We start from the raw sequence: 11,109 nt of genomic DNA, 5'->3' as shown, positions 1-11,109 counted from the left end.
GACGACGGACGACAGCCAGTGAAGTAAACCCAAGCACGGGCTCCGGTGCAATCACAGAGGTAACTATATGAGCCTGGACATTAAATCAATCATGGAGCGCCTACCCCATCGCTACCCCATGCTCTTGATCGATCGCGTGACTGAGGTCATTCCTCAGAACAAGATCATCGCCATCAAAAACGTTTCCGCCAACGACCCGTTCATGTCCGCCGGCCACTACATGCCAGCCCCCCTGATCGTAGAGGCCATGGCGCAGGCCGCCGCATTGTTTTCCTTTGCAGACGAAGGCACGCAAAGCCGGCCCGAACAAGGCAAGGCGGTTTATTATTTTCTAGGTATTGATGACGCGACCTTCATCAAACCCGTCGTCCCAGGCGATCAACTGCGCATCGAGGTCCAGGCCGTGCGACTCAGTCGCGCGATTTGCAAGTATCGAGGCCAGGCATTTGTCCAGGACGAACTCGTCGCCGAAGCCACCATTCTGTGCGCTGTACGGAATTCGCCAGAATCCCCGATATAACCGTCGCTAGCGCGCGAGGGCACTCAGCCCTGCCATCCCCACCGTCATCTTGAAAGTGAGACGACTCAGGCCGCAAGTGCGGATTCGGTCTCATCACTCGATTGCGCTGCTCTCAAGAGGATTCGCTGCCTGATAGAAGCGACCACGCCGACACGCGCCGAACCTGGCTACCAACCAGTTTGTGCCTTGTTAAGGCGCGCCGCCTCTTCTTCGGCGTACTCTTCTTCGTCAGGCTCATACGAACCTTCGTAAAGGCATTCCTCACGATCCCACGTGCACGAGTTAAACAGGCGGCTGGTCGTTCTGGAACTCAGTGTGGAGCATCCCGCCGTCAGCGCAACCAGACATAGCACGACGCCGCAACGGCTCAACGTGTGAATAGACATTTCCTCGGGTCCTACAGAGAGTGTTATCGCTTGGTCGTAATCAGCCGACAAATGATACCCCTACGTCCATCTCGCGCTGTATAGACCAAGAGAAAACGAGCGCCGATATGACGCATGCTGTCTTTGCTGCAGGCTCAATATCTCAATGTCCCATCGCACCTGAGGACATTTATTGATTCGTCGCTTTGTACTAATTACGCTTCAAATTACCAAGGGATTACCCTTATTAAAAGGGAACAAAAAATGAGTTCTACTCTTTTTTGTATTTTTTTTGTATTTTTATCCCTAAGTGCGGAGCCAGAATGAAAATCGCGTTAATCGGTTGTGGTGAGGTCGGAAGCTGCTATGCGCAAGCGTGGCGAACCGCCGGACATACTGTCTTCGCCGTATGTGAACTACGCCAAGATGCCGAGATACAGGCTCAGGTACAAAGCTATGGCGCCACGCTGCATGCGACGCCCGGCGCTTGGTTGGCCCAAGCCGATCTGGTGGTATCGGCCGTCTTTGGCTATGCGGCAGAACAGGTCGCCGCCCAGGCATTGCCGCATCTGCGCCCCGACGCGCTGTATGCTGACTTCACGACCGCCAGCGCGGCCGACATGCGTGCCGCCGCCGCTATCGCGGCCAGCCACGGCGTCCCCTTTGCGGACGTCGCCATCATGGGTGCCATTGCCCTGCTGGGCGCACGCACATCACTGCTCACGGCCGGGTCCGGCGCGATGGCCGTTGTCGAATTTGCACAAACCTGTGACATCCCCGCCCAAGCCATCGAAGGTCAGGCGGGCGATGCCGTACAACTAAAGCTCTTGCGCAGCATCATGACCAAGGGCATGGAAAGTCTTTCCGTGGAATGCCTGGTCGCTGCGGAAAAACTGGGGTTGCGCAATGCGCTGTACGACGTACTGAGCGACATTGATCAGACACCGTTGACGACGTTCATCGATTCCTTTGTCCGCTCGCACGTGCTGCATGCACCGCGCCGTTTGGCCGAAGTCCGCGAAGCGCGAGACCAATTGACGCAAGCGGGTCTGGAACCCCTGGTGCTCGATGGCGTCGAGCGCCTGTTTGCACGCACGGCCCAAGGCATCGCCGCGGCCCGCGAGGCACAGAATGGCGCGCCCCTGGATCTGCCCAATACCGTTGAAGCACGTTTGGCCTGGCTGACGCCACTGGCCCAGAACACTTGATTTTTATCCCCGCGCATTGAAGTAGCATACGCGGCAATGTGTATGACACCATCGTGCCGAATCCGGCCAAGGTGACCATATAAAAATGATGAGGAAGACGATGCAACTCGTAAAAAAAATGATGGCAGCCACGCTGCTGATGTCCTGCTCAGTGGCTATCGCGGCCACCAATATGGCTAGCGCGCCGATCACGTTCATTTCCCCGTTCCCGCCAGGCGGCGGTACGGATACCCTGACACGCATGATGGCGACCGCCATTGGCACAGAGCAGGGCTGGAACATCGTCGTCGAGAACAAGCCGGGCGCCGGCGGAAACCTGGCACTGGACGCGACCGCGCGCGCAAAACCCGATGGCCATACGCTGGTCATGGCCCAGACCGACAACATCGTGCTCAACCCATGGCTTTACAAAAAGCTGACCTATGACACTTTCAAGGACTTCAAGCCAGTTGGCTTGGTCGCCTCGTCTCCCAGCGTATTTGTGGTGGTGCCGGACTCTCCCTATAAAACTCTGGACGATGTCGTCAAAGCCGCTAAAGCCAAACCCGGCGAAGTCTCCCTCGGCATTCCCGGCATCGGGGGCAGTGGCGATTTGATTGGTTATTTGTGGCGCGAAGCGGCAGACATTGAGCTGATGCACGTGCCCTATCGCGGCTGGTCGCAAGCGTTCCCTGATCTGATGAGCGGTCGCATCGCCCTGTACACCGGTTCGGTAGCGTCGCTGTTGCCGCAGATCAGCAGCGGCAAGGTTCGCGCGCTGGCCGTCGTGGCCGATGAACGCTCGCCCGCATTGCCCGACGTGCCGACATTTGTCGAAAGCGGCTTCAAGACCATTAACCAAACCATCTGGTGGGGCCTGATGGCGCCGGGTAAAACCCCTGACGACGTCATCGCGACGCTCAATGGTGCACTGAACCAGGCACTCGAGAACCCCGAAGTTGCACAAAAACTCCAAAAGGCCGGCTATAACGTCATGAAGGGCACGCCCGACGATCTCGCCAAACGCCATCGCGCGGATCACGATGTGTTCGGCAAGGTCGTACAACAAGTCGGGATTCCTCAACAATAACCTTCTCCCCCTACACCCGGAGCGCTTTTATGATTGGTTTTGAAATTCTTTCTCGCAAACGTGCCATCAGTGCCGAGATGGTCGAGAAATTCCGCAAGTTGCCTGTAGCCAATATCAGTGATTGCATGTCGCGCATGACGGCCGGTGGCGCCCGCCTGCGCCCCATGCACGACGGTACCCTGTTGGCCGGGCCGGCGCTGACCGTCAGCACGCGTCCCGGTGACAACCTGATGGTGCACAAGGCGCTGAACCTGGCCCAACCCGGCGACGTCATCGTGGTAGATGCCGGCGGTGATCTGACCAATGCGATCATCGGCGAAATCATGACCTCGTATGCTGAGTCGCGCGGTATCGCCGGCATTATCATCAACGGTGCCATTCGTGATTCCGGTACCATTCGCCGCAGCGCATTTCCCGTCTACGCCGCGGGCGTCACGCATCGTGGCCCGTACAAGGACGGCCCGGGCGTCATCAACGGCACGATCGCACTGGACGGCATGACCATCGAACCGGGCGACCTGATCCTCGGCGACGAAGACGGCTTGCTGTGCATTCCGTTCGATCAAGCCGAAGCCATCTACGAGCAAGCATCCGCCAAGCACGCAGCCGAGGAAGTCACCCTGGCAAATATCGCCGCGGGCAAACTCGATACGTCGTGGATTGATGCACGCCTGAAGGCCTTGGGCTGCACGGTGCCCACTCAGGGATAAGCAACATGCCGGCCTCGAATCACAACGCATTGCGCGTGGCGCGCCTGGATCTATGGGTCAATCCCGTCTTCGACCAGGTCATTACGGCAAACGCCGGCCTGGCGCTCTGCGTGCTGTCACGAGAGGCCGGCCGCCCAGACACCTGGGCGGCACTATCTCAAGCGCATGCCTATCACGTGTCGCCCGCCAAAGACGAGCTACCGTCATGCTGGTGGGTCAACAATGCGCTGCTGGCCCGCTGCCCGGACCTATTGTGTGTCTCGGCGGGCGGCGCGGGCTACGATACCGTGGACGTCGACGCATGCACACGCGCAGGCGTTGCGGTCGTCAACCAGGCGGGCGCCAATGCCGCGTCAGTTGCCGAGATGACCTTTGCGTTGCTGCTGGCTCTGGTCAAGCGACTCAACGCATCCGACGCGATGCTGAGATCCGGCACCGCCGTGAGCCGCGAGGCCCTGATGGGCAACGAGATCGAGGGGCGTGTATTCGGTCTGGTCGGAATCGGCGCCATTGGACTCAGGGCGGCACGCATCGCCGCAGGCTTTGGGATGCGCCCGATCGCGTATGACCCTTTGCTGAGCAACGACGAGATTCGCGCACGAGGCGCGGAACCGGTCTCGTTTGCGGACCTGCTACGACAAGCCGATGTCGTGAGCTTGCATTGCCCGTTAGACACCAGCACGCGTGGCATGATGAACGCGCAGGCCTATGCCGCAATGAAGCCCGGCGCCTTGTTTCTAACGACCGCCCGCGGAGGTATTCACGACGAGACCGCCTTGCAACAAGCCCTGGAAAGCGGCCATCTGGGCGGCGCAGGACTGGACGTTTGGCAAGTCGAACCTCCGCCGTCTGCACACCCTCTATTGCAACGCGACGATGTGGTCGCCACCTTTCATACGGCGGGCGTGACTCACGAGGGCCGCCGCAAAGTCGCTCAAGGCTCAGCGTCCCAGATCGTCACCATGCTGTCGGGGGAACGTCCTGCACAACTGCTGAACCCGGCGGTTTGGCCACGCTTTCAAGAGCGCCTGGCTCAAACAAAGCGTATCGAATTGGTCTGACGGTCTTTTGCGCTTTCGTCGCACTATCTATCGTTCAGGCCTTGCACCTTGCAACGGCCGTCTTTCAGGCAGATCGCTCCTTCTCCGCAGGGGAGCGCTGATTGCGGAACAAGCGGTGCGTCGCGGTCAAGTGCAACCGCATCGCGCTTTCTGCGTAATCGGGATCGCGGGCACGCAGCGCGGCAATGATCTGCTTATGCTGTTCGACGCTGCTCAGCATGTCGTCACGGCTATAAAAATAGAACGAGCCAATAATAATCGGCATATCCAGCAAACTATCCACCAGCGAACGTACACGCGCTGACTGAGCCGCCGCCAGCAACGCGTGATGAAAGCGGTTGTTGTAGTGCTGCACCTGCGCGACATGGTCCTCGTCATCCGAGAGCACCGCACGCAACATACTGGCGTTGATCTCCGCGAGTGCTTCGATTTGTGCTTCGCTAGCGCGGTTGGCGGCCACACGCGCGGCATAGGGCTCAAGCAAGAGGCGCAACTCAAAGGCCTCGTTGATGTCGCGATCCAGCCAACCCAGCACCACGGCGCCACGCCGCTCTTCGCGCGAGACCAAGCCATCGTCGATCAGTCGCTCGATCGCGCTACGGACCGGTGTGCGGCTCACGGCGAGCTCGGCGGCGATATGTTCTTCGCGCAAGCGCTCGCCAGGCAAAAATGCCCCAGACATCAATCGGCGACGCAGTTCCGCATAAACCAGATCCCGTGCGCTAGACATGCAGCCCCACCTCTTTGCTCATCGAACCTGAATTATCGCCTGATATGGGCTGGCGAGATAGCATTCCGATGCGGCGATAGTTATTCGTTGTGAGTGCGAAATCTTCGCAGCTATCGCAAGTCATTGCCAGCATGAGGAACCACGTGCGATGCCACTGCCTACACTTCGCCAAGGTTCATCAATCGCCGAATCTCGTCGCGCTTCGCACGCAAGTCATGGACGAGTTCGCTTTCTATCTGCTCCCGGGAATAATCGTCGTCATTGACGGAAAGCCCGAGCGCCAGACTGCGCACCGGTCCCGAAAACAGCGAGATGCCAATCGTGGTGACATTACGCCGAGGATACAGCGCAATCGACCACTGATCCTCTGGCAGATCGAGAGCCGAATACAAGGCGCTGTTTGAGTCCATGGAATTGCCCACTCGCAGATTCACGACCAGAATCTTGCGGCGCTCGGTTTCCGACGTGGCGCGCGCGATGATGATGACCTCATCTTTGCCCTTCTCGCCGATATTCACCGCACCTGAACAGCGATCGGCCAGCGCCTGCAGCGACGCCTGTATCAGGTCGTTCACACCCGTATTGGCCAACGCGGCGAATCCAATCTCAAGTAATTGCGGTGTCAACGACCAAAGCGTGCCTTCTTGACGCACATAGCCTTCGCCCTGCAGCGTCTTGAGCAGGCGCAACACCGTCGAGTGCGGCAAATCGACGGCCTTGGACAAGGCCGTTAGGGATTGCCCAGGGCCACTGCGAAAACTGCGCAGAATCGCTAGACACCTTTGGACCGACCTATTATCATTCATTTGACCACTACATGAAATATTTGTTCATCTAGTGAACATATTAGCTGGCTTCGGGCAAGTCTGCAAGCCTGTCTCGAATTCGTCGGCACAGATTTGGGAGCACTCATGGGGTACAGAGTTGGTGTCGATATCGGTGGGTCATTTACCGATTTCGCTGTGTTTGATGAAGATAGCGGCGAAATCAAAAGTCTGAAGGTATTCTCCCGCCCAGACCAACCGGGCGAAGAAGTCATCGCCGGCCTGCGCATGCTGGGCGAACGCTACGGCATCCAGCCTGGCCAAATCAACTACTTCACGCACGGCACCACGGTAGGGATCAACACCGTCATCCAGCGCAAGGGTTTGAAGCTAGCCCTCTTTGCCACCGAGAACTTCTGCGACGTGCTCGAGCTTGCGCGTCTCAAAACGCCCGACATGTACCATTTGTTGTCGCGCCGCCCCGAACCCTTGATCAAACGCAGCATGGTTTTCGGCATCGCCGAGCGTATGGGGCCCGATGGAACCGTGCGCTCTCCACTCGACGAGGACAGCGTCAAGCGCGCCGTCCAACAAGCACGCGACGCCGGCGCCGAAGGCGTCGTCATTTCCTTGCTGCATGCCTATCGCAATCCCGCCCACGAACTGCGAGTGAAAGAAATCGTGGAGTCGATAGCCCCGGAGTTGCCGGTGACCTGCTCCAGTGAAACGTGGCCCATCATCCGCGAATACGAACGCACTGTCACGGCAGTCATCGGTGGCTACGTGCAACCTCGTGTCGCGCATTACCTGGGCTCGCTGCAAAGCGCCTTGAAGAATGCGGGCGTCCGGCCTGAACCTCGCCTGACCAAATCGAATGGTGGTGTCATGACCGCCGAGCAAGGCAAACGCGATTGCGTACAGATGATTTTGTCTGGCACGGCGGCCGGCGTCATCGGTGCCAGTCACGTTGCCGCGACGGCAGGCGTATCACGTTGTCTTAGCCTGGACATTGGCGGCACCAGCGCCGATATCGCAGTAATCGTCGACGGCAAGCCACAATATGGCGTGGGTGAGTTAATCGGCGATTTCCAGATTCATATCCCGTCGGTCTCGGTGTCGTCAGTGGGCGAAGGCGGAGGCTCCATCGCCTGGGTCGACCCGCTGGGTGTCCTGAAGGTCGGCCCTGAAAGTGCGGGATCCAGACCCGGACCAGCGTGCTATCGGCGCGGTGGCACACGCGCCACCATTACTGACGCATTCGTATGCTGCGGCCTGGTCGGGCATTCCGACCTGGGCTACCGGGCCGTCGAGGTCGATATCGACGCATCGCGACAGGTGGTCGGCGAGCTTGCCGATAAACTAGGACGCAGCATTGAAGAAACCGCCGAAGCCATCATCCAGATCGCTGTGTCCGGCATGTATACGGAAGTCAGCGGACTCATTTCCCGCTACGGGATCGATCCGCGTGAATATGCAGTACTGGCCTTTGGCGGCGCAGGTCCCATGTTGGGCTGCTTTCTTGCACGAGAGATCAAAGTCAAGGAAATCATCGTCCCGCCCTCGCCCGGGACACTCAGTGCACTTGGCGGCCTGATCGCCGATTTAAAGAGCGACTTTCTGAAGACTGTCTACACAGACCTGAATCCGACCAACCTGCAGACAGTACGTGAGGAATTCGCCGTGCTGCGCGAACGTGCAGAGCAATGGTTAATACAAGAACAGGGCCACATCGACCAAGCCGAATTGGTGTATTCCGCCGAAATGCGTTATCGCGGACAGTCGTATGAAATCGACACCGCGCTAGATCCGGCGCACATAGCGTCCGGTAACGTCAAGGCCATTGCAGAGGCGTTTCACGACACGCATCAACGCCTATATGGACATGCGGATCCGCAAGCCCCCGTGCAACTGGTGAGCCTTCGTGTGGTGATCTCGGGAAATAGCGACAAACCCCGCTTTCCGCGCCACGAGCTATGTCCCGGTACGCCTGACGCCGAGCGCTCCCTGCGCGTGTGGCTAGATGGCGGGTTCCGCGACGTAGAGCTGTTCAGCCGCGTGGCACTGGTCGCAGGCCAGCGCCTGTCGGGGCCGGCCATCGTCACGCAAGACGACTGCACCACGGTCATTCCCAGTGGCTACGTTTGCGACGTCGACGAATTCACCAATCTGCGCATCACTTCCGAAGGAGCCGCGTCGTGACCAAGACCATCGACAATTTCCGTCTACAAGTGCTTGCCAATCATTGCACGGCCGCCGCGGAGGCCATGGGCTACACGCTGATGCGCACGGCCTATTCCACCTTTGTCAAAGAAACCGAGGATTTTTCCGCCCAGTTATTGACCCCATCGGGCAAGACCTTCGCGTCGCCCAAAACCTTCGGCGCCACCTGGTACACGGGACTGGACTACGGCCGGGTTATCGCCATGTTCGATGACTATCGCGAAGGCGATATCTACCTGACCAACGATCCCTACAGCGGGCACGTGGCCACACATACCCCCGACATGCACGTGTGGAAACCCGTTTTCCGAGACGGCACGCTGGTATGCTTCGTGGGCTCGCACATTCACAATACCGACATGGGCGGCGCCGTACCCGCCTCCTTGTCTCGTACGCTGACCGAAGTTCATCAGGAAGGACTGCGGATCCCTCCGATGCTCTTGATGCGCGACGGTGTCATCGACGAAAAACTACTGCGCATCATGCAGGTCAACGTGCGCATGCCGGACCAGAACCATGGCGACCTCAATGCCCAGATCGCCGCCCTGAACGTCGGCGAACGCAAAGTGCACGAAATCATCGACCGCTTCGGTGTAGAGGAATTCATGCAAGGCGCAGAGGCGATTCTGGATTACGCCGAGCAGCAAACACGCGCCCTGATACGTGATATTCCGGACGGAGAGTACGAGTTCTCAGAGTATGCCGACGAAGACTCAGTCGGCGGATACCCCTGCCGCATCCACATCACACTACGAATCCGCGGGGATGAACTAGAGCTCGACTTCACGGGCAGTGATCCCCAGGTGGCATCCTCGCTGAACGTTCCCACCGGTGGCGACGGACACCACTCCGTGATCACCGTAGGCCTCGTCTATGTGATGCACACGCTGGCACCGCGTAATGTTCTGAATGCGGGTTCAGTACGCCCAATGCATGCCGTCTTGCCCGAGGGCTCCGTGGTGAATCCGCAGGCTCCGGCAGCGGTAGGCATGCGCAGCCTGATGGCCGCGGTGATTCAGGCATGCACCTTCGGCGTGTTCAGCCAGGCCCTACCTGATCGCCTACCCGCCTGCCCGGCCGGCGGTTCCACGCTGCTCAATGTCAAGACAGCTACGCGTGAAGGCCGCCAGGTGCTCTCATCCATCGGCCCTTGCGGCGGTGGCGCTGGCGGTGGTCCGGCGTTCGACGGCGTGGAAGGTTGCGGTGCGAATAATGCTTTCCTGAAGAACACGCCGGTTGAAATCAACGAAGCGGAAGTACCCATTGAAATCATCCGCTACGGCCTGGTTCCCGATACCGGAGGCGCAGGTCGATTCCGCGGTGGCAATGCGGCAACCATGGAATTCAAGCTGCTCGCCCCGAACGGCGTGGTGACCGCACGCAATCGTAATCGATCAGAACTGGCGGCGTGGGGCGTCGTGGGCGGCAAGGCAGGCGCCAACTCGCGCTTCATCAAAAATCCCGACACCGAGCAATCTGAAGAACTACGCAATACCGATCTGGTCAATTGCGCACCCGGCGACATCATTCGCCTTCAAGGCCCGGCCGGCGGCGGCTACGGTCATCCGTACGAACGCCCGATCGAGGACGTTCTGGAGGACGTGCGCTGCGGATTTGTCTCGAGACAGCGGGCCCGCGAAGCATACGGCGTCGTGGTGCGCGATGATCTGACAATTGACGAAGCCGCCACTGGCGATCTACGCCGAGGCGAGTCCGGCAACCCGGACCATTTTGATTACGGTCCGGGTCGGGCCCACTTTGAAAGTATCTGGACCAAGGGGCGCTATGACGCCATGACTCGGATTATGGCGGCACTTCCTATTAGCTGGCGGCATTTCATCAAACATCAGATGTTTGCCGCACTGGCCGGCACGACGCCCCCTGAGGATGATGGCGCAGCGGACATTAACCGGCTCTATGAGCAATTGAGCCAACGTTACGCTGATCTGCCATCGCTTTCAGAAATACGCGGTTCTTGTTTGCAATAGGCAATTGGTACCAAACGCGAGACGCCTACGATCATTGGAGGACGCGCTGACGCTTTGCGCCGTCCAATGCTGACTCTGGCCGAGCGCCACAGTCGCTATCAAAAAAGGGCCTGACATGATTCTTTATACATTTATACATACAGGGGAAAATCTTGACTGCTCCCTTCCCTAAAGGGAAAGGGATTCCCACTTCACAGAACCGAGCCATTGCGCATCAACACTCATGCACTTAGGTCTTACCGTTTCTCCATGGGCTAACACCGCCAGCCCGGCGGATAATACGTTATGGGCTGCGTTGATATCGCGCTCGTGGTCTGTGCTGCATGCAGGACAGGACCACTGCCGCACGCTCAACGGCAGCTTTGGTGACACATATCCGCAAGCGTGGCAGCGCTTGCTGGAGGGGTACCAGCGATCCACCCGCACGACGTCTCGTCCGACCCAACGCGCTTTGTATTCAAGCTGTCTCACGAA

At 58.8% G+C, this 11,109-nt stretch carries 11 protein-coding genes; 7 read left to right on the top strand and 4 right to left on the bottom strand.

Annotated elements, in window-relative coordinates:
* Positions 1–67 precede the first annotated feature (67 nt).
* On the top strand, positions 68–520 hold the full coding sequence (gene fabZ, locus ACNAZS_RS25075; protein ID WP_415793278.1) for a 3-hydroxyacyl-ACP dehydratase FabZ: 453 nt from the start codon (positions 68–70) through the stop codon (positions 518–520).
* A gap of 167 nt (positions 521–687) precedes the next feature.
* Here the strand turns inward: fabZ and ACNAZS_RS25070 are convergent, their stop codons facing one another.
* Complete coding sequence (locus ACNAZS_RS25070) at positions 688–906, bottom strand: hypothetical protein (RefSeq protein WP_415793276.1); 219 nt, start codon at positions 904–906, stop codon at positions 688–690.
* 302 nt (positions 907–1,208) lie between these two features.
* Here ACNAZS_RS25070 and ACNAZS_RS25065 point away from each other — a divergent pair, with 302 nt between their 5' ends.
* The 4 genes from ACNAZS_RS25065 to ACNAZS_RS25050 all read left to right on the top strand — a co-directional run bounded on the left by ACNAZS_RS25065 (position 1,209) and on the right by ACNAZS_RS25050 (position 4,933).
* Positions 1,209–2,093, top strand: coding sequence for an NAD(P)-dependent oxidoreductase (locus tag ACNAZS_RS25065; RefSeq protein WP_415793275.1), 885 nt, complete (start codon positions 1,209–1,211; stop codon positions 2,091–2,093).
* Between the two features lie 100 nt (positions 2,094–2,193).
* Entirely contained in the window at positions 2,194–3,162 is a 969-nt protein-coding gene (locus ACNAZS_RS25060; RefSeq protein WP_415793274.1) for a Bug family tripartite tricarboxylate transporter substrate binding protein, read from the top strand.
* A 29-nt stretch (positions 3,163–3,191) separates the two neighbouring features.
* Positions 3,192–3,872, top strand: a complete 681-nt coding sequence (locus ACNAZS_RS25055) for an RraA family protein (RefSeq protein WP_415793273.1) — start codon at positions 3,192–3,194, stop codon at positions 3,870–3,872.
* 5 nt (positions 3,873–3,877) lie between these two features.
* Positions 3,878–4,933: a hydroxyacid dehydrogenase gene (locus ACNAZS_RS25050; protein WP_415793272.1), complete on the top strand. Its 1,056-nt coding sequence runs from the start codon at positions 3,878–3,880 to the stop codon at positions 4,931–4,933.
* Positions 4,934–4,997: 64 nt separating this feature from the next.
* Here ACNAZS_RS25050 and ACNAZS_RS25045 read toward each other — a convergent pair whose 3' ends face one another.
* Positions 4,998–5,663, bottom strand: a complete 666-nt coding sequence (locus ACNAZS_RS25045; protein ID WP_415793271.1) for a GntR family transcriptional regulator — start codon at positions 5,661–5,663, stop codon at positions 4,998–5,000.
* Between the two features lie 158 nt (positions 5,664–5,821).
* Positions 5,822–6,469, bottom strand: a complete 648-nt coding sequence (locus tag ACNAZS_RS25040) for a helix-turn-helix domain-containing protein (RefSeq protein WP_415793270.1) — start codon at positions 6,467–6,469, stop codon at positions 5,822–5,824.
* Positions 6,470–6,574: 105 nt separating this feature from the next.
* Between ACNAZS_RS25040 and ACNAZS_RS25035 the strand changes: the two genes are divergently transcribed.
* Both ACNAZS_RS25035 and ACNAZS_RS25030 read left to right on the top strand, forming a co-directional pair.
* Complete coding sequence (locus ACNAZS_RS25035) at positions 6,575–8,626, top strand: hydantoinase/oxoprolinase family protein (protein ID WP_415793269.1); 2,052 nt, start codon at positions 6,575–6,577, stop codon at positions 8,624–8,626.
* Positions 8,623–10,635, top strand: a complete 2,013-nt coding sequence (locus ACNAZS_RS25030; protein WP_415793268.1) for a hydantoinase B/oxoprolinase family protein — start codon at positions 8,623–8,625, stop codon at positions 10,633–10,635. Before ACNAZS_RS25035 ends, ACNAZS_RS25030 begins: the two co-directional genes overlap by 4 nt.
* 168 nt (positions 10,636–10,803) lie before the next feature.
* Here the strand turns inward: ACNAZS_RS25030 and ACNAZS_RS25025 are convergent.
* Positions 10,804–11,109, bottom strand: a 306-nt coding sequence (locus ACNAZS_RS25025) for a zinc ribbon domain-containing protein (RefSeq protein WP_415793267.1), incomplete at its 5' end; no start/stop codon positions are given.

Origin of the sequence: Bordetella tumulicola (assembly GCF_965138755.1) — a bacterium.
In the GTDB taxonomy this organism is placed as follows: domain Bacteria; phylum Pseudomonadota; class Gammaproteobacteria; order Burkholderiales; family Burkholderiaceae_B; genus Bordetella_A; species Bordetella_A tumulicola.
Note: the sequence above shows the minus strand (reverse complement) of the source record. Positions and strands in the feature narration are given on the sequence as shown.

Bases quoted from the DNA above. Each gene is read 5' to 3' on its own strand.
- ACNAZS_RS25050 (WP_415793272.1), top strand. From the start codon at position 3,878: ATGCCGGCCTCGAATCACAACGCATTGCGCGTGGCGCGCCTGGATCTA.
- ACNAZS_RS25045 (WP_415793271.1), bottom strand. From the start codon at position 5,663: ATGTCTAGCGCACGGGATCTGGTTTATGCGGAACTGCGTCGCCGATTG.
- fabZ (WP_415793278.1), top strand. From the start codon at position 68: ATGAGCCTGGACATTAAATCAATCATGGAGCGCCTACCCCATCGCTAC.
- ACNAZS_RS25065 (WP_415793275.1), top strand. From the start codon at position 1,209: ATGAAAATCGCGTTAATCGGTTGTGGTGAGGTCGGAAGCTGCTATGCG.
- ACNAZS_RS25070 (WP_415793276.1), bottom strand. From the start codon at position 906: ATGTCTATTCACACGTTGAGCCGTTGCGGCGTCGTGCTATGTCTGGTT.
- ACNAZS_RS25055 (WP_415793273.1), top strand. From the start codon at position 3,192: ATGATTGGTTTTGAAATTCTTTCTCGCAAACGTGCCATCAGTGCCGAG.
- ACNAZS_RS25035 (WP_415793269.1), top strand. From the start codon at position 6,575: ATGGGGTACAGAGTTGGTGTCGATATCGGTGGGTCATTTACCGATTTC.
- ACNAZS_RS25060 (WP_415793274.1), top strand. From the start codon at position 2,194: ATGCAACTCGTAAAAAAAATGATGGCAGCCACGCTGCTGATGTCCTGC.
- ACNAZS_RS25040 (WP_415793270.1), bottom strand. From the start codon at position 6,469: ATGAATGATAATAGGTCGGTCCAAAGGTGTCTAGCGATTCTGCGCAGT.